Origin of the sequence: Paenarthrobacter sp. NPDC089322 (assembly GCF_040684895.1) — a bacterium.
Taxonomy (GTDB): Bacteria; Actinomycetota; Actinomycetes; order Actinomycetales; family Micrococcaceae; genus Arthrobacter.
This window is the reverse complement of sequence record NZ_JBFBGW010000007.1, coordinates 186,434-203,872: the sequence shown is the minus strand read 5'-3', so window position 1 is coordinate 203,872 and position 17,439 is coordinate 186,434. Positions and strand designations below refer to the sequence as shown.

The 17,439-nt window shown below is 61.6% G+C and carries 16 protein-coding genes and 1 pseudogene; 7 read left to right on the top strand and 10 right to left on the bottom strand.

The window, feature by feature from the left end:
* Both AB0N65_RS10210 and AB0N65_RS10205 read left to right on the top strand, forming a co-directional pair.
* The coding region (locus AB0N65_RS10210; protein WP_364160721.1) for a 3-oxoacid CoA-transferase subunit B at positions 1–585 on the top strand (585 nt) is incomplete at its 5' end.
* A 58-nt stretch (positions 586–643) separates the two neighbouring features.
* Positions 644–868: a helix-turn-helix domain-containing protein gene (locus tag AB0N65_RS10205; protein ID WP_364160719.1), complete on the top strand. Its 225-nt coding sequence runs from the start codon at positions 644–646 to the stop codon at positions 866–868.
* Positions 869–1,109: 241 nt separating this feature from the next.
* Here AB0N65_RS10205 and AB0N65_RS10200 read toward each other — a convergent pair whose 3' ends face one another.
* From AB0N65_RS10200 to AB0N65_RS10160, 9 genes are all read right to left on the bottom strand, one after another.
* The gene (locus tag AB0N65_RS10200; protein ID WP_364160717.1) at positions 1,110–1,412 is read right to left on the bottom strand and encodes an Abi family protein; all 303 of its coding nucleotides are present in this window, start codon (positions 1,410–1,412) and stop codon (positions 1,110–1,112) included.
* Positions 1,413–2,567: 1,155 nt separating this feature from the next.
* A complete protein-coding gene (locus AB0N65_RS10195; protein WP_364160715.1) occupies positions 2,568–3,491 on the bottom strand; it encodes a CocE/NonD family hydrolase in 924 nt (307 codons plus the stop codon).
* 158 nt (positions 3,492–3,649) lie between these two features.
* Positions 3,650–5,605: an FAD-binding monooxygenase gene (locus AB0N65_RS10190; protein WP_364160713.1), complete on the bottom strand. Its 1,956-nt coding sequence runs from the start codon at positions 5,603–5,605 to the stop codon at positions 3,650–3,652.
* Between the two features lie 653 nt (positions 5,606–6,258).
* On the bottom strand, positions 6,259–6,975 hold the full coding sequence (locus AB0N65_RS10185; protein WP_364160711.1) for a flavin reductase family protein: 717 nt from the start codon (positions 6,973–6,975) through the stop codon (positions 6,259–6,261).
* A gap of 10 nt (positions 6,976–6,985) precedes the next feature.
* Positions 6,986–7,774: an enoyl-CoA hydratase/isomerase family protein gene (locus AB0N65_RS10180; protein ID WP_364160709.1), complete on the bottom strand. Its 789-nt coding sequence runs from the start codon at positions 7,772–7,774 to the stop codon at positions 6,986–6,988.
* A 9-nt stretch (positions 7,775–7,783) separates the two neighbouring features.
* The gene (locus tag AB0N65_RS10175) at positions 7,784–8,695 is read right to left on the bottom strand and encodes a CocE/NonD family hydrolase (RefSeq protein WP_364160707.1); all 912 of its coding nucleotides are present in this window, start codon (positions 8,693–8,695) and stop codon (positions 7,784–7,786) included.
* A 1-nt stretch (position 8,696) separates the two neighbouring features.
* Positions 8,697–9,857, bottom strand: coding sequence for an alpha/beta fold hydrolase (locus AB0N65_RS10170; RefSeq protein ID WP_364160705.1), 1,161 nt, complete (start codon positions 9,855–9,857; stop codon positions 8,697–8,699).
* A 424-nt stretch (positions 9,858–10,281) separates the two neighbouring features.
* Positions 10,282–11,718: a coniferyl aldehyde dehydrogenase gene (locus AB0N65_RS10165; RefSeq protein WP_364160703.1), complete on the bottom strand. Its 1,437-nt coding sequence runs from the start codon at positions 11,716–11,718 to the stop codon at positions 10,282–10,284.
* 11 nt (positions 11,719–11,729) lie between these two features.
* Positions 11,730–12,563 (bottom strand): SDR family oxidoreductase, encoded by an 834-nt coding sequence (locus AB0N65_RS10160; protein WP_364160701.1) that lies wholly within the window; start codon positions 12,561–12,563, stop codon positions 11,730–11,732.
* A gap of 64 nt (positions 12,564–12,627) precedes the next feature.
* Between AB0N65_RS10160 and AB0N65_RS10155 the strand changes: the two genes are divergently transcribed.
* The 4 genes from AB0N65_RS10155 to AB0N65_RS10140 all read left to right on the top strand — a co-directional run bounded on the left by AB0N65_RS10155 (position 12,628) and on the right by AB0N65_RS10140 (position 15,701).
* Positions 12,628–13,218 (top strand): TetR family transcriptional regulator, encoded by a 591-nt coding sequence (locus AB0N65_RS10155; protein ID WP_364160699.1) that lies wholly within the window; start codon positions 12,628–12,630, stop codon positions 13,216–13,218.
* 363 nt (positions 13,219–13,581) lie between these two features.
* Positions 13,582–13,980 (top strand): CGNR zinc finger domain-containing protein, encoded by a 399-nt coding sequence (locus AB0N65_RS10150; protein ID WP_364160697.1) that lies wholly within the window; start codon positions 13,582–13,584, stop codon positions 13,978–13,980.
* A gap of 376 nt (positions 13,981–14,356) precedes the next feature.
* On the top strand, positions 14,357–15,208 hold the full coding sequence (locus AB0N65_RS10145) for an MBL fold metallo-hydrolase (RefSeq protein ID WP_364160695.1): 852 nt from the start codon (positions 14,357–14,359) through the stop codon (positions 15,206–15,208).
* 292 nt (positions 15,209–15,500) lie between these two features.
* Positions 15,501–15,701, top strand: coding sequence for a helix-turn-helix domain-containing protein (locus tag AB0N65_RS10140; RefSeq protein ID WP_364160693.1), 201 nt, complete (start codon positions 15,501–15,503; stop codon positions 15,699–15,701).
* 538 nt (positions 15,702–16,239) lie between these two features.
* Here the strand turns inward: AB0N65_RS10140 and AB0N65_RS10135 are convergent.
* Positions 16,240–16,694, bottom strand: a pseudogene (locus AB0N65_RS10135) (hydroxyquinol 1,2-dioxygenase); the annotation flags it as partial.
* 5 nt (positions 16,695–16,699) lie between these two features.
* Between AB0N65_RS10135 and AB0N65_RS10130 the strand changes: the two are divergent.
* On the top strand, positions 16,700–16,891 hold the full coding sequence (locus AB0N65_RS10130; protein WP_364160691.1) for a hypothetical protein: 192 nt from the start codon (positions 16,700–16,702) through the stop codon (positions 16,889–16,891).
* Positions 16,892–17,439 lie beyond the last annotated feature (548 nt).

The following is a 17,439-nucleotide window of genomic DNA, read 5'->3' as shown; positions in this document are numbered from 1 at the left end:
TTGGGCATCGGACAGCCGACCCTCGTTTCCAACTACCTCACCGAAGAGCAGAACATCACCCTCCACACGGAGAACGGGATGCTCGGCATGGGCCCAGCCGCCGAAGGCGACGAGATCGACGGCGACCTCATCAACGCAGGCAAGATCCCCGTGACCGAACTCCCCGGTGCGTCCTACTTCCACCACGCCGACTCCTTTGCGATCATGCGCGGCGGGCACCTGGACATCTGTGTTCTGGGTGCGTTCCAGGTCTCCGCGACGGGCGACCTCGCGAACTGGCACACCGGCGCCCCGGACGCGATCCCCGCAGTCGGTGGAGCCATGGACCTGGCCACGGGAGCCAAGGACGTGTTTGTGATGATGACGTTGCTGACCCGCGACGGCGCCTCCAAGCTCGTGGAACAGTGCACCTACCCGCTCACGGGCGTCGGCTGCGTCACCCGCGTCTACACCGATAAAGCAGTGTTCCTCACCGGCCCCGACGGAGTGACTGTCCGGGAAACGTTCGGCTGCACGTTCGAAGAAATCCAGGAACTCGTACCCGTCCCGCTCAAGAGCGTAGTGAAGTACTGGCAGTTCCCTTAGACCCCTAGTGTCGCGTGCCGTTGATATTTAGACGCTTGGGTGTTTGGGAAGATTCGTTATGGCTAATCGACCTGCGGGTGCCCTGGGTCTTCGTGAAGGTGATTCCGAAGAGCTTCTGCGATTGTCCCGGTCCACTGCAGGACGGGCAGGGCTCGCGCAGCGGGCGCGGATTGTGATGCTGGCCGCCGAGGGCCTGCCGAACACCGTGATCGCCGAACGGATCGCGACGACCCGCACCACGGTCATCGGGTGGCGCAACTGGTACAAAGTCAGCGGGGATTGAAGGGCTGCATGACCAGGACCGCCCGGGACGCCCGCGCCGGACAGACCACCGGGTCATCGTGGCCGCGACCCTGCTGGCACCGCCGAAGAAGTACGGGGTAACGCACTGGTCCTCGCGACTGCTGGCCACGCACCTGGGCCTCGGGAACGCGACGGTGGCCCGGGCATGGCGGGAATACGGGGTCCAGCCCTGGCGGGCAGGGACGTTCAAATTCTCCACCGGCCCTAACTGGTCGCGAAGGTCACCGACGTCGTGGGCCTTTACCTGGCCCCGCCGGAGAATGCCGTGATTCTTTGCATTGATGAAAAAATCGCAATTCCAGGCGCCGGACCGCCCGCCGCCGATGCCCCCGATGCAGCCACACCAGATCCGGCGCATCGAAACCGTAAAGGCTGACGACATCGGTGAATGACGTACCGGGGTAGAAGCTATCATCACGGCCTGAAGGTCTCTGGCGCCTGAATGTATACCAGTACCCGCTCAAGCGGTAGTAGTTGATGCGCTGAAGCTGCTCGATCGCAGCCTCCCTGTCCGCGATGGCCATCCCGCGGGAGGCTAGGAGGTCGACTTGCTCCTCGTAGGTCTTGTAGGCCTTACCGGGTGCGGGCAACTGAGCCTCCAGCTCAGGGAAAGTGAAGACCGGCCCTAGACCTACCGAAGTAGGCGGAACCGGTCGTAGTGCTCCCACTATACCGGGTTTCCGAATGCGTCCAGCCGGAGATGGCAGCAGTCCTGTGCGGGCGTCAGTAGCGTGAAATTCCGTTTGCCTTACAGCGGCTCATGACGTTCTTTGATCCCATCCTGACAGCCCTAGGAAGAGAAGACATGAGGGAAAGGTCCCCGAGTGGTCAAAGTGGTCCAGAGAACTGCATTTAGGTGAGGCGTCTTGGGGCAGGCGCCTACCGTCATCGGAGCGGGCGACGAAGTTCTCGTGGGGCCCCGCTCACAAGCCAAGTATTCCCACGTCAGGCTGCTTTAACGTCAGGTTGGGGTGTTGACTAACCTGACAATCAACCGCCGAAGATTCCAAAGTCTCTCAGAGCGGAAGCACTCAGTTGACGGCATCTGAGTGCCCCCGCTGGTCTAGAGGAACACCGGCACCTGCTCCCGCACCAGGGCGGAACCTGGCTGAACCGACCGCGTTCTTTCAGTATCCTTTTGTCGCGATTAACGGCACCTTTTCCGAGTGAGGTTCCGGTCATGTATGCGGCCCCGTGGAAGCCGCCAGTCTCTTCGCTGACTGCGTAGAGGCCATGGACGACCGCGTTATCGACGGCGCGCACTTCGATGATTGCACCCATGTAATAGGCCGTCAGCAGTTCATGAAATTCCGGTCCCGTCTCGGGGTGCGATCCGTAGGGCCGGAAATGTAGGCCATGTCGGCGAGTCCGGCACCTAGTTTCGACGCCATATTCAATCCGTGACTACACTCCAGCCTTTTCTATTAGATAAAACAAGCTAATCTGCTAGAATAAAGCATCAATCGCACAGTCTAGCCTTTCCTAAAGTTGCATTATTGCGCCTTTCCCTATACTGAGACGGGTAGGGTCGGTCAATGCCAACTGAGAGCATGCGACGCTTAGACAAGCTTTGCCTCAGGAATGATTGCTTTTTCTACCCACCGCGGCAGCGGGAAAGGTGCCAGTATCTGTGGCAAAAAGAAAAGACAAAACTCTGAACCGCAACCTAAATAAATCGGCTACAGGTATTTTGCAAACCAACCACGCGCAAGCTCGCAGCCTCTACTAAAACCGTCAAAATAAATTCCATAGTGTCCTATATTGGGAATCACTTCATAAAAGCTGTCAACTCCATTCGACTTAATTTTGTTGTGCGCAGCCTCGCCACTCGTAGATATATCAAACAATTCCTCATCCCCAGCATCAATGATCAATGTGGGGACGGTAATGTCGTTAATCTGATCGGCAACATTGAACCTGCCCATCCGTTCAAACAAAGGCGTGCCCCGCAGTCCGGGCAACGAATCACCCTGGGGAACGTATGGAATTTCACCTCGAGCAATCTGAATAGCTCGCTCCGCTCCTTTCTCCATATGCAACTGAGAAGTGGGTGCAAGTGCTGGCACCTGGACGGCCAATGCTTTAACTCGAGAATCGACTGCGGCAACGGACGCAGAAATCCCGCCGCCGTAGCTGGTTCCCCAAAGCCCCATCCGCTGACGGTCGACATTTTGCTCACCTTCGAGATAATCAAGTGCGGAGCGGCAGCCGTCTGCCCAAAGAACCGGATCGATCAATTCTCGGGCTTCTCGAATCTGAATGGTTTCTTCAGGTCGGTCGCTGCTCGGAACATTTATTTGGCGTGCCGTATACAAGCGCCCGTCTGATGTGCCCCAACCTGCCTGGCTAAAGCAGAGCGCAATCATGCCGTCTTCGGCGAATGCTGCCGCATATCGCTCCGCTGTCCGTTTGTCACCACCAACCCCGTGACACAAAACGACGGCAGGCACTTCAGACGAAGCAGAGAGTTGCTTAGGTCGATATAGATCACCATCAAGCCTGATTCCCTGACTCCAAATTTCGATCTTTGAGCGGGCCACGGTATTCGGCATATTAAGAGGTGGGTAAATAACAGGGTTCTTCGTCGTTCCGGCGCCCGTCATTTTCTATCTCCTTTACTAAAGAGTCCACTAAATGGACAAAGAATTCATCAGCGATTGCCTCGTCAGTCTTCGAGAGCCCCACGAGGGACTGCCACCAGCCGTCAAGTCGTGCGCGATTGCGGTGCAGTATTTGCCGGGTGGAAGCCGACAGCGCGTGGTCAGGCGGTGAGCGAAATTACCGGAGCGGTGGAGGACACAGCGGGCAGCGTCGCGGATAGAAGCTCCTTCTGTCGCTGTGGCTGCAGAAGGGGTGCAAAGAACGCGGAGATCTCGGCCGTTGCCGTCAGTGGCAGGACGTTTGCCACGTACTGGTCCGGGCGGACCACCACAACGACGCCGTTGCGGTTCAGTCCGCGCTGCTCGAAGATGTCCTCCTTTTGGTCCGCGGCGTATACCTTTTCGTAATCCGTGAGCCTGAACGGGCCTACCTCGGGTTTGAAGACGGCGGGAACGGCGCCGAAGCTGATGTCGTGGTGGCTCTGCTGGTAGATCACCTTTAGGTCGAACCAGGCATCGGGGTCGGCCCCTGCCGGCGTGGCGGCAAGCGGGGATTCCGGCGATTCGGCGAACCATTCGGCGAGCTGATCCGTGGCTGAGGCTGTCCCGGGCCGGGCAAGGTCGGCAAAAACGTAGATCCGCCAGCGCCCGTCGGCCTTGGCATGGTGGCCCAGGTGCACCGGGTTCGCGTCCCCTACCCGCACGACCGGCGCGGATTTGAAGCGCTTGCCCACCGGGAATCCCGTGGCCAGGTCCTGATGCTCAGCGGTTCCTATCAGCATGGAGGGGGTGTATTGGGTCATGAAACCCGCCGGGAACTCGGCCGTCCTGACGTAGAAATCTTCCAGCTCCGAGGGGCTTGCAAAGTCCTCGGGCTTCCTGGCCATCAGAGTGGACCATTCCTTATCGAAGTCGATCAGGTTCTTGGCGACCACCTGGCGTTCCTCAGAGTAGGTGGAGAGCAGGCTTTCGGGGCCGCGGCCCTCAAGGACGTGGCCGAGCTTCCAGGCAAGGTTGAAGCCGTCTTGCATGGAGACGTTCATGCCCTGCCCGGCCTTGGCGCTGTGAGTATGGCAGGCGTCACCGGTGATGAACACCCGTGGGGTGCGGGTGCTGCGGTCCTCCGGCAGGACGTCGTCGAACCGGTCCGTCAGCCGGTGGCCTACTTCATAGACGCTGTGCCAGGCCACGTCCCGCACGTCCAAGGTGTAGGGGTGGATGATGTCGTTGGCCTTGTCGAGGATTTCCTCGATGCTGGTGCTGCGCACTGCCCCCTTGTTGTTCGGGTCCACCTCGCCCAGGTCCACGTACATCCGAAACAGATGGCCCCCTTCTCGGGGGATCAAAAGGATGCTGCCCTTTTCACCCTGGATCGCGGACTTTAAGCGAATATCCGGAAAGTCCGTAACGGCCAGTACATCCATGACGCCCCAGGCGTGGTTGGCCTGGTCGCCGGCCAGCGTGCAGCCGATCGCCCGGCGCACCTGGCTCCGCGCGCCGTCCGCGCCCACAACATACTTCGCCTTCACGGTGCGCTCCTGACCCTCATTCGGACCCGCAGTGTGAAGCAGCGTCACAGTAACCGGGTAGTCGCCCTGGCCTCCCACCTTCAGTCCTTGGAACTCGTAGCCGTAGTCGGGCTTCATCCGAGTGGGCGAGTAGGCCATGCATTCGGCAAAGTAGTCCAGCACGCGGGCCTGGTTAACGACGAGGTGGGGGAACTCGCTGATCCCGGCCGGATCATCTGGGGTGCGGGCAGTGCGGATGATGCGGGAGGGGTCTGCAGGGTCCGGTTTCCAGAATGCCGTTTCAGTGATCTGGTATGCCTCGGCAATGATTCTTTCAGCAAACCCGAAAGCCTGGAAGGTTTCCACAGTGCGGCACTGGATCCCGTCGGCTTTGCCGATGGCGAGCCTCCCCGGACGTCGCTCAATGATGCGGGAAGCGATGTTGGGGAACTGCGACAGTTGCGCAGCGGCCAGCATTCCTGCCGGTCCGGCGCCTACAATCAGCACGTCCATTTCGTCCGGAAGCTCTTCGGGGCGGTTGAGTCCGACGCGGCCAGCCGGCTGGACCCGCGGGTCGCCGGATACGTAACCGTGATGGTGGAATTGCACGGGGTTTCCTCACTTCACTGTGGGCTTAGGACGCAAAGGCTGTTCTGTATTCGAACGTTCGTTTCCGGATCGGTCCAAGAATGTAGGGCAGTACGATTCGGGCACTAAGGCCGCGGAGTTCCGCGCGAGGGCCAGGTTGGCGAATCATCGTGACGCGCGTCATAAGTGATTGTATACGATTTCGTACTTGATGAGAAGAGGATCTTGAAGCGGGTCAACGCCGACACCTTGGCGGCAACGCGGAAGGTGGTTGCGATGCATATCAACTACCCAGCGCGGCCGGACGCCCGCGAAGCCCGCCTAATTCCTTAGCCCCCGGGTCGCTCGCCCTCACCGGCAGCGCAGTTGAGCGCCCGGCCGGCTGTTGTCTGCTGGTTCTCCATGCGGGTGCTGAACCAGAGCACCCAACTCCATGTCGGTAAGCATGAAGAAGAGAATCCCGGCAGTTCCAGGAACGAGTGGAGACCCGTCTGCAGGAGCCCCCACCGCAGGGCTTGACCATCCGCCCAAGGGTCAGCCGTGGTTTTTGTTACCAAGGGCGGAGAACGCCAAGAAGGACCACTATGGCCGCACTAACGGAGATGACCACGGCCCGCTCCTAGCGCAAAAGGGGAGGTGCTTGTTCCTCCTCGGCGTCGGGACCGCTGTTGTGCTTAGTCCCCGGCGACGGCGCCGGAAGCTGACCAGGCGACTGAGTCTACGGCAGCGAAGTCGTCGTTGCGGCCGTCGAGTCGACGCATTCGCTGGCCACTCCTGCGCAGGAGTTCGTCGGGTTCCAGCGGAGGCACAAAAGTGGTGTCCGTGACGCTGAATTCTGCCGCGAGTCGCCCGATGGGTGAGAGCGCGGGGATGTCGATGCGGCCGGACGGGAGATATAGATCATCGCGCACGTAGAAGCGGACGACGTCCGCCCACACCACATTTCCCAGGCCATCGGGGGAAGAGAAGATCTTGAACACTTTGCATTCAAGCGCGATCGGCGCTTCCGCGAGGCGTGGCGGTACGACGGCGGTTGACGGCACCGCGTCGAGCCCCAGGACTTCGAACTCGTCCACATCGGCCGGGTAGTCGACGGCGGACAGCTGTACGTCTGCGGCGTGTGGGAAGGTCGCCATGTTCGAGACGAACTCTCCGGTGTCGCGGATGTTGACGAACGTGTCTTTGAGGTTGACACCGTCCGCGCGAGGTTGCAGCGTGAGCGAGACCCTTGGAGGTTTGCGCCCGACGACAGTGAAGAAGGAGATCGGCGCCAGGTTGCCGACGCCGTCTTTCGAGACGGTGCTGACCCAGGCGATGGGCCGCGGAATGACACTTCCTATCAGCAATTTGTAGTTCGAAGCTGCATCGAGGTCGGTCGGGTCAATGATCATGTGGGGTTCCTCAACATCCTTGGAAGTTCATCGCGGGACGCGGCGCGCCCGCTTGGAGGGCGGAGCGAGCCGCCAGTAGGGCGCGGGAAGCGTCATCGGTCTCGAACAACGGCACGCCGAGTTCGATGAGGGCAGCGTCGGCAGCCGCGATGCCGCCTTTCCTCCACTCCCGCAGCAGGGCCTTGTGAACCCCATGGGCGCGGGTCGGGCCGGCAGCCAGGCGGCGCGCGAACGCTGTCGCCTCCTTGAGCAGATCAGGTTCAGGAACCACCCTGTTAATCAGCCCGGCCTCGCGCATGGTGGCTGCGGTAACGAACTCTGAGGTCATCGCCCATTCCATGGCTCGGGCGGCCCCGACGCGCTCGGCTACACGATAGACACCGCCCAACAACGTCACGATTCCGATAGTTTGCTCCGGGTGTCCGAAGCGTGCAGTGTCTGCGGCAAAGATGATGTCTCCGCGGACCGCGAGTTCAAGACCGCCGCCCAAACAGTGGCCGTGGATTGCGACGACGACCGGGACATCGACTGTTTCGAAGCGGTTGAAAACGGCGAGGCCGCGCCCGATACTGGTTTTCAGCTCGGCTTGGGAGGCTTCCGGCCAGGTTGAGATCTCTCCGCCGAAGCAGAAATCAGGACCTTCCGAGGTGACCAGCACCGCGCGGGTGCCATTCGGGGCGAACTTGTCCAGAGCAGAAGACAGGTCCTCGATGAGCTCGTCGTCGATGCGGTTCTGTGGTGGATTGGACAGGGTCAGCGTTGCCAATCCATCATCAAAGTCTACGGTCAGGTGTGGCATGTTGGGTCCTTAGGCGGCGGTGGCGGTGCGGTCAAGGTGCGTGCTGAACCACGAGAGGGCCGCATCGCTTGATTCGTCAAACTGCACGTCGTAGGCGTCGAAGTGACCGCCGGGCAGCAGCACCAATTCCTTGGGCTGCAGAGCCCGCTCATAGGCGGCCAGCTGGATGTCAGCCGGAATTACCGTTTCAGCAGTTTCCACAATCATCATTAGCGGCGTGGGCGAGACCCGTTCTATCCATACGCCCGGCTCGTAAAGGCGGGATGCCCGGTTGGAGCGAAGGGTGACAGTGTTGTTCATATCGCCCGGCGGGACCAAATCACGGTGGAAGCGCACTGCGTCTGCAGTGGTGAAGAGTGCGGCCGAACCAGGACCGTCACCGATGGTGGTCACATACCGGGGCTCAGCGCCGGTCGCCTGCGCTCGTTCATCCTCCAGTGCGGTGAGCTCAAATCCTTCGATCCGCTCGGGCGCCACTTTACGCTGCCACTGCTCAAACCCACTGATAGTCGGCACCTGCGCGACAGCGCACTTGATGCGCATATCTGTCGCGCCGAGCACGATGCTGTGGCCCCCGGCAAAGCTCGTACCCCAGACCCCGATGCGTCCGGCGTCGACTTCCGGCCGGGTCTCCAGGTAGCTGATCGCGCGGCGCCAGTCTGCGATCTGACGCCATGGCTCGACGTCGTTACGTGGAACGCCGTCGCTGGCTCCGAATGAGCGGTGGTCGTGAACCAAGACCACGAATCCTGCGTCCGCGAACTTGCGCGCGTATCGGTCCAGGCCCATTTCACGGGTGCCGCCAAACCCGTGCGCCATGGTAATCGCAGGTCGTGGGCCCGCATGCCGGGGCAGGTACAGCCAGGCTCGCAGTGTCAGGCCGTCGTCGGTGATGATCTCGACGTCGATACGTTCGGTCATGTTATTTGCCTTCCGTGTAAGTGAAGTAGTCAGGGGTAAGGACGCCGGCCAAGGTAGGCCCGACTTTGGAGGCGATCTGCATGACGGCACCCAGCGGACGGTGATGGATAGCGATCTCGGCGATGAGCCCCGCTTCGTCACGCTTGAGGATGGTGATGCCCTTCATCGCGAAGCCTCCGAACGCGGCGGCCCGCCATTCGAGATACGTGCGTTCGCCGTCCTGGACCTGGTGAACGAACTCAAGTGATTCGTAAACACCACTGACCGCTGCCATCACAGCCTTGATCTTGTCCTTACCCTGAACGGGTTTGGCCAGGGCACTGGCCTCCAGGCGGACGTCGAGCGCCAGGGCCGCGGCGAAGCCTTCTTCGCTCTTTTGTTCGAAAGCGCTCTGCCACGCCTGGGCGGGGCGTTCGTTCGCGGATTCAGTGGTCACAGTGTCCGCAATCTTGGCCGCCACGGCGGCCGGGTTTTCCACGTGCGGCCAGTGGCCGGCGTCGGGAATGCTGGCCTCGGTCGCGTGTTCAAAGCGAGGTGCGACGTACGAGGAGACGATTTCAGTGGTGACAAAGGGGTCGTTGGCTCCGCGCAGGATGGTGACCGGGCCCCGGTAGCCGCTCGGTCCCCTACCGTCGGGATGCCCGTCGTTCCAGGCGGTTGCGGTGGCGGCGATGGTGGTGGGCGCTACGTTCAAGGCAACGGCGGACAGGCGGTCCAGCTCCGCGTCCGGGAAGGTCGTCGACAAGCTACGCCGAAACCCCTTTTGTCCTTCCAAGGAAAGATCAGGCTGCTGGAAAGGCGCAATCTGCTCCGCCGGCAGCTGAGTGCCGGCGAGGGGAATCGGGTTGATAAGAACGAGCGCACGGACTCGATCGCCGAGCCGCGCGGCGGCAAGCTCGGCGATCTGGCTGCCCATGCTGTGGCCGACCAATATCACGGGACCCTCGACCCCCTTGAGTTGGGATTCGAGATCGTCGGCCCAACGGTCAAGGGTATAGGGCCCGGCGTCGTCGGTCCGGTCGCCCATCCCGGCAAGCGAAAGAGCAAGGGAAGCGATGGACCGTTCCTCAAGCCCGGCGCGGACGTTGGCCCAGATTTCACCGTCGTCCATGTAGCCGTGAACCAGGACGACTTTCTGCGGCTGGGTGGCAGGGGTGCTCATTACGTGTCTCCTTTGACAATTGCATTGGGTGAATCAGGTGCGGTCGATGTTTGTCGGCTCCAACACACTCTTCCCATGTGACATAAGCATAGGCTTTTTGCCAATGTCACACAAGGGGGTTGTGTGATCGCGATTACATGGCAGCATTGGTTCGTGGAAACTGCGCCCGGTGATCGGCGCACGGATCCGGGCCCGGCTGATCTCACTCCCCTCAGGCGCCGCCAAGCCAACCAATGCGACTGCAGGGGCAGCCTGCGGGCACTACGGGAGTCGCCGCACCGAAACTCTCACCGTCAGTTCGAGCGTTTCCGCCTGGCTGGCGCCTGAGCGTAGTCCGGCGTTTTGGATGATGTCTCGGAGCCCGGGCTCAGGCTTGCTTTTTGTGCGTATATTATGATCCGGGCGCGCGGTTGGGGCGGCCCGTTCAGCGGAGGAAGAAGTTCAGAAGAGCGTCGGCGCGCCTGCCGAAGGGGGCCCGCAGAAGATTGAGGGCGCTCCAGCGGCCTTGTATGAAGATGCCCTTGGGGTGGCTGAGGGTTCGGAATCCTTCGATGCCGTGGTACCTGCCGATGCCGCTGTCGCCGACGCCACCGAATGGCAGGTCATCCTGCGCGACATGCATGAGGGTCCCGTTAACCGTGACATTGCCGGACGTCGTACGCTCGAGGACCTTGCGCCGGTCTGCGTCATCCCGGCCAAAGTAGTAGAGCGCGAGCGGGCGCGGCCGGTCGTTCACGTAGTCGATGGCTTCATCGATGGTCCTGTAGGAGAAGATGGGCAGGATGGGGCCGAAGATCTCCTCCTCGGCGATCCGCATTTCATCGGTAAGGCCCAGCACGACTGTCGGCGCTAGGGTGTGGGGACGATTGGAAGCCTCGCCTGGCCGGTGGCCGACCTCGATGATCCGCGCCCCGCGGTCCCGTGCATCGTCGAGCAGGTCGATAAGGACAGAATATTGCTGTTCATTGACGATCGAGGTGTAGTCCTTGCTTGTCGGGCCATCGGGGTAGGCAACCTTGACCAGCCGATCGTAGCTCTGGACGAAGGTGTCGATGTCGGATTCGTGCACTAATGCGTAGTCAGGGGCAATGCAGGTTTGCCCGCCGCTGAGGAGCTTCCCGAAGATGATGGAGGACACCGTCGCGTCCTGGACGCGACCCCTTGCCACGATCGTCGGCGACTTTCCGCCGAGTTCGAGCGTGACCGGGACGAGGTTCTCGCTCGCTGCTTTCATGACAGCTTTCCCGACCGCGGTGCTCCCGGTAAAGACAATGTGGTCGAACGGCAGCGAGGAGAACGCGGCGCCGTCACCTGAGACCAAAGCGACCTGATCCTCGGAGAAGATCTCGCCGATCATCGACGCAAGCAGGGCGTTTGTGGCCGGGGTGAACTTCGAGGGTTTGAGCATCACTCGATTGCCCGCTGCGATCGCGGTAACCACGGGCATCAGCGACAGGTTGACAGGGTAGTTCCACGGCGAAATAACCCCGACCACGCCGAGCGGCTGGTACTCGATGTGATTGCTGCCCGCACGCATCGACAGAGCGATGTGGCGATGAGTCGGTCGCATGAACCGGCGCAGATGTCGAATGAGGTAGTCAATACCTTGGACGACACCCAGGACTTCCATCATCGCGGTCTCGTGCCGGGAGCGATTGCCGAAGTCGGCGTTGATGGCCTCCTCGATGTCGGCGCGTCGGGCGATAAGTGCGGCCTTGAGCTTCTTCAGGTCGCTTCGCCGCGCCGCCAAGGACGGTGCTCCGGCGCGCAAGAAGGCGGAGCGCTGAGTGGTGAGGATGTGCTTGAAGCGCTCCGCGTCGATGGACTGTGGGGTGAGGTCGGTGGTGAGGTCGGTGGTCATGATGGTGTTCCTCAGCTGTGGGCGGGGGCGACGGGGGCCTGCGTGTGCGGCCGGCGGGCGAATCGGGCCATGATCTGGACGGCCTGCCGGCGCGGGAGCAACTTGGTCGCGAGGGCGAGGGATCGGCCGTTGGTGATCACCGAAGGCGGTGCGGAGCGACGGTCCAAGGTGGCGAGGGCTTTGTTGACGACCGCCTCAGGGGTCAGCCGCTTCGTTCCGTAGTCCGCGTTCTGGCTGCCAGCAGCGTCGTAGAACTCAGTGTCCATGGCGCCGGGGCAGACAGCGAGGACGCGCAGCCCCGTGCCACCGGCCTCCGCCCACAGACCTTCGGTGAAGTTGAGCACGAAGGCCTTGGTGGCGCCGTACGCACTCATGTAGGGCGTCGGCTGAAACCCGAGCAGGCTCGCCACGTTGATCAGGACGCCGGTTTCGGCCGCGGCCAGCGGCTCGAAGTACGCGCGGCTGAGGTCGACCAGTGCGCCGACGTTCAGCGCGATCATGTCCTGCAGCCGGTCCGGGTCCTCCTCGGTGAACGAGCTGTGGGTGCCGAATCCGGCGTTGTTGACCAGTCCCGTGGCGTAGATGCCGCGCGACTCCAGCTCCTCGCGCAGGGTGCGGCCAGCGTCCGGCAGGCCGAGGTCGCGGGCGATGGTGGTCACCGTGACGCTGTGGGCCCGGGTCAGCTCGTCGGCCAGTGCCTCGAGCCGATCTGCGCGGCGGGCTACCAACACGAGGCTCGAGCCTCGGGCGGCGAGTTGCCGGGCGAACTCGGCGCCCAAGCCGGAGCTGGCGCCGGTAACGATGATTGTCTGTTTGGAATAGTCGATTTTGCTCATAAAATACATCCTACGCAGATTGGTGCACTAAGTGCAAATATCTACCTTCAGTGAAGTGTAGTACAATCAGTGCATGGTTCAGAAGCTGACGCCCATTCGTGAGCAAACGCGCGCAGTCGTGCGCTCCCTCCTTGCCCGTACGGCCTTTGAGCTGTTCTCCGCCAAGGGCTATGACGACACCACGGTCGAGGAGGTTGCCGCTGCGGCGGGGGTTTCTCGCCGCACTTTGTTCAACTATTTCGGCACGAAGGAGGATCTTGCGCTTAGCGGCCTGTCCGAACAGGGCGAGATGATCGCTGCTAGGTTCGCTGAACGTCCTGTCGACGAGGACCCTTGGGAGTCCCTGCGCGCCGCATTTAATGTGCTCGAGGAAATCGAGGCTAGCCCTGAGCGGCGCTTGGAGGTGATCACCCTCCTGTTCGGCAACGAGTCCCTGCGGGCCGGTCACGCTGAGAAACAGGCCCGCTGGCAGGACCTCCTCACACCCCTGATCGAACAGCGGCTTCAAGCCTCGGATCACCGGGCTTTCGAGGCGCGAGCTGTTGCGGCCACGGCGATCACGTGCCTGCAGGTAGCGTTTCGAGAATGGGTGCGCCTGGGTGGACAGGTTGACGTTTTCGACCTCTATGACCGCGCCCTGCGCGCGGTCCGCCAATCCGCCTGATACTCCATTCGGAGACGATGAACGACAACAGTCACTGACGGATACAGGCTTGTCGCACAAGGATTGTGGGTCGGCATCTGTCACGCGTGTTCAGTGGCTGCGCCGTCCTCAGTGCGCCCTGCATCGACTCGGGCTACCGGTGACGACAGGAGCTTGTATACTATCCCTATGTCACTACTGGCCAGCCAGCGATACACGGAGCGCATAGTCGCCAGCCCTCTCGTCTTGGTCCAAGAGATCCTGAATACGCGTTCGGCTGGCAGGCCACTGCAGTCGGACTTGCTGTCGAGCGCGGCATCGGCACGCGCCTGGTTAGCCGTCGCACTGGCGGAATGGGCCCGGCACTCTGGTATGAATGCCCCTGTGATCGAGATCGATGAGGCCGGGCTCGTGCGCCTGCAGCATCTGCGTGACAACTTGCAGTACCACCTCACAAGCACTGGAAGCACTGAGCCTTCAGGGTGGGCCGCGCAAGAGATGCGTGGGTCCCTCTCGGTGACGATGGATAAGTCGGGGGCAGTGAAGGTCGTACCCAAGGGCAAAGATGTCTCGTGGGTCATCTCGGCGGCTCTCTATGAGATTAGCCGGGCCGACCAGATGGATCACTGGCGGCGACTGAAGCTGTGCAAGAACGAGAAGTGTTCTGTCGCTTTTTACGACAGCACGAACAACAACAACAGCGTCTGGCACGACCTGCACATTTGCGGGAACGCGGCCAATCTGCGTGCGTCCCGGCGCCGGCGGGCGGCGATGAGCGCGTAGCGAACGACTGCCGCGGGAGGTTTGGTCAGCCGCCGTTCGCATCAATTCTGGCACCTATGCGGTTGCCGTCGCCAAACAAGGGCTTGGGGCATGCAGTCTCCAGCGCCTCCCCAGGTGCCCCCGCCGTCGAGCCCAACCAAGCCTTGGACACTGTTCCAACCACCAGGAACTCACCCGTACGGCAGCAGGAGGAAGGGCGCGAGCGTGCCCCGTTACGACACCTGCGCCGCGACGTCGCCGCCGGAGGGTACATGTCAGTCCGGGACTCGGTCCTCATGCTCTTTGATCCCCCTTCCTTCCGCATTGAAAGACATAGTCATAGGTGATATGACTGTGTCATAGTTGGTAGACGCCAATACATAATTCGAGGAGTGCAATGAAGCAATCAACGTTGGACTACGCGGTCCACATCGCCGCCGGAATGCCGACCACCAACCCGGATGTGCCGCCGGATCTGCGGGTCCGCGACTGGTCCCCCACGACGAGTACCTTGATTTTCGGAGAGCACCAGGGGCTCCTTGTTGATCCGCTTTTTACTCGAGCCCAATCCGCTGATTTGCTTGACTGGCTCTCCGAGCTGGGGAAGCCCCTAACGTCGATCTACATCACTCACGGTCATGGCGATCACTGGTTCGGCTTGGGCGAAATACTTAGCCATCATCCCTCCGCGCGCGCCGTTGCCTTGCCCGAGGTGGTTGATGAGATGCGGCTGCAATCCTCCCCGGAGGTGCTTTCCTCTTTCTGGCATCCGCTGGTTCCCGATCAAATCTCGTCCAACATCGTCATGGCCAACCCTCTTGCTGATGACGAAGAAGTGACTGTTGACGGAAACCTCGTCATTCCCATACGGCTCGATCACACTGATGGAGATAACACGACCTGCCTGCATGTGCCCGCTCTGGAGCTTGTAGTAGCCGGCGATGCCATTTACAACAACGTTCACCTTATGCTGGCCCAATCCGACGCCGCGGGACGACAGTCGTGGTTGCGCGCGCTCGATACCGTTGAAGCTCTCAATCCCAGCCGGATCATCGCCGGCCACAAAGACCCCGCCTCGGACGATGACCCCCGACATATCGAACTGACGCGCCAGTACATCCTCGATTTCGAGGCCGGGATTCGGACCACGGACACTACCCTTGCGTTGTATGACTTCATGGTTGAACGTCACCCCGACCGGGTGAACCGGGGAGCACTATGGGGATCTTGCCGAGCCGTTAAGGGCTAAATCCTGCAACTTGGCTCTTTGTGAGCTACGGCAGAGACATTGGAGATCCCATCGAAAGGCGGCATTGCCCGCGTTCTTGCCGAAGATCTGTCCCAAGAATTTCCGATAGCTGATTGGCGAAGATGGGTAGGGCTAACTATGCAGCCCAAGAACATCTACGGTAGCGGAGTAAGTTGGATTTTCGAACTTACTTTCATGCTTATAGAAAGTACTGAAAGCAGGGAAGCCATGACACCATCCGTTACCGGGAAAACTGCCCCTAGGGGCGTGCTTCATCGCAGCAGGACTCGAGGTGCTGGGGGAGCGGTGGGCGCTGCTGGCCCTTCGGGAAATGTCCCTGGGCGTTCATCGTTTCGACCAGATAGCCCTCAATACTGGTGCCTCTCGTGACATCCTGACAAGCCGGCTGCGGGCTCTGGAAGACCATGGCGTCATTGAGCGTGTCCAATATTCGGAGCGCCCCCCGCGATCGCCATGGATCTTCTTTCGGTAGTCGGGATCGGGCCGTAGGGACAGCTGTTGTTGAACTGCTATGTCGGCGCGGCCATCGAGCAGTGCCGCGGCGGTGAAGCCCTGATCGATGACGGTGGCGCGCTCGTTAAGCTGTTCGGCAATGCCGAGACCCTGTAGCAGCTTTGCGAAGTAGATGCGGCTGGGCCCGTTGCGCGAGTAGAGGCCACGGATCGGCTGCCGTCACTGCGCTGATGAGTTCTCCGACGGACGCAACATCAGGAATCTCGGCGCCAGGGGCAACGGCGACGCCGATGCCGGCCTTGGCGATGGGTGTAATTGGACTACCGTCGAGGATCCCTTTGCCGAGTCGTTCCAGCGAGTTGGTGATGCCGATGATCACGCCGGGCCCGCGCTCCCGCAGTGATCTGCTGACTCAGGGCGCTGGTCGGGGCAAATGGGCATCCACCGCAGTTCCGGTGTCTTGAGTGAACGCGGGCAGGACGGAGTTCTCCAACGCGCCTCTGGGGCCGAGGTCGCAGAACAGGGTCAGGGCAGGATGGGCGGTCAAGGTTCCGCGTTCAGATCTGGGCGGGTGCGAGGACGAGGTCGAAGCGGGAGCGGGCCCATTCCTGGTTGCCCAGGTCGCGGCCGTCAGGGGTTGGTGCGCCCGCGGGTTGGGGTTCGAATTTTTGATGAGAGAGGCTTTCACGCAGAAGACGGAGTCGCCAATTTCGATTTGTGGGTCGCCTTCGACGAAGATGTGGGTCAAGAGGGTGCGCAACTGTGGTGCGGCGACCAAGAAGTGCAGGTGGGAGGCCCGGGCCGGGGACCTGCCGGCGGACTCGAGCATTTTGCCCAAGGGTCCGTCATACGGGATCGGGTACCGAGTTGGAGTCAGTCCCCAGAACGCGTACTTGCCGTTCTCGTCGGCGAAGAGGTGGGCCCGGGCGGCGACTCGGTTGTCGGTGTACTGGACGTCGTAGAAGCCGTCCTCGTCCGCTTCCCGGACTTCGATCCGGGCGCCGGGGACGGGGCATCATGGATTTCCTGGCCGACCCGAAGCATCCCGACCACGCGGAATGCGCAGCGTGGGTTGCCGAAGTCACCGGATCAGGCGATCCTTTTGACCTCGGCTTCCTGGATTTCGCCGCCGTCACCTTGAGCTCTCAGACCTGCCTTAGGATCGCGCGTCACCGGCCTGCCCGCGGTGCACGTCGGCTTGCGGCGTGAGGGTAGCGAAAATCTGACGTCATCGCCGGGCTCCCGGCCGAATTGGCTGCGCGATCGTCCGCCGGTTCAGAGGCCGGGAGATGGTTGCCGAGGCCGTCGCCGACCTCCTCGAAGACACCGGATTGGAGCCGGCAGCGGTGCTCGCCGCGCTGGAAGCCGCCGACCACGTCGAAAAGATCCAGGTGACCACCGCGGGGACACTTGGTGGGACACCACCATCCAGGGCAACGCGCTGGCGATGGCAAGCTTCGGGAAGCCGATCAGCCGCAAGACCGCCGACCGGCTGGTGTCTGAACTGCTGGAGTGGGCACGGGCCTACAACGGCGACCCCCAAAGCCACTGTTCCTGCATACCTTCCGGGTGTTCGGCAGCTACCACAACCCTCAAATCGACCCCCTGGGTGACGTCGACGTCGAACTCACGTACGGCAGAGGGATACGCCGGACCCGCAGGCCGTCCCGCCGCCCGCCGACAGGGCCCTCACCGGCCTCGGATGATGTCCGCTTCCTTCTAACTTGACGCAGGCGTCGCGCCTTGGCGCGGTGCGA

Coding starts and splice junctions, on each gene's coding strand:
- AB0N65_RS10205 (WP_364160719.1), top strand. CDS start 644: ATGGCTAATCGACCTGCGGGTGCCCTGGGTCTTCGTGAAGGTGATTCC.
- AB0N65_RS10200 (WP_364160717.1), bottom strand. CDS start 1,412: ATGGCCATCGCGGACAGGGAGGCTGCGATCGAGCAGCTTCAGCGCATC.
- AB0N65_RS10195 (WP_364160715.1), bottom strand. CDS start 3,491: ATGACGGGCGCCGGAACGACGAAGAACCCTGTTATTTACCCACCTCTT.
- AB0N65_RS10185 (WP_364160711.1), bottom strand. CDS start 6,975: ATGATCATTGACCCGACCGACCTCGATGCAGCTTCGAACTACAAATTG.
- AB0N65_RS10180 (WP_364160709.1), bottom strand. CDS start 7,774: ATGCCACACCTGACCGTAGACTTTGATGATGGATTGGCAACGCTGACC.
- AB0N65_RS10175 (WP_364160707.1), bottom strand. CDS start 8,695: ATGACCGAACGTATCGACGTCGAGATCATCACCGACGACGGCCTGACA.
- AB0N65_RS10170 (WP_364160705.1), bottom strand. CDS start 9,857: ATGAGCACCCCTGCCACCCAGCCGCAGAAAGTCGTCCTGGTTCACGGC.
- AB0N65_RS10165 (WP_364160703.1), bottom strand. CDS start 11,718: ATGACCACCGACCTCACCACCGACCTCACCCCACAGTCCATCGACGCG.
- AB0N65_RS10160 (WP_364160701.1), bottom strand. CDS start 12,563: ATGTATTTTATGAGCAAAATCGACTATTCCAAACAGACAATCATCGTT.
- AB0N65_RS10155 (WP_364160699.1), top strand. CDS start 12,628: ATGGTTCAGAAGCTGACGCCCATTCGTGAGCAAACGCGCGCAGTCGTG.
- AB0N65_RS10145 (WP_364160695.1), top strand. CDS start 14,357: ATGAAGCAATCAACGTTGGACTACGCGGTCCACATCGCCGCCGGAATG.
- AB0N65_RS10130 (WP_364160691.1), top strand. CDS start 16,700: ATGGATTTCCTGGCCGACCCGAAGCATCCCGACCACGCGGAATGCGCA.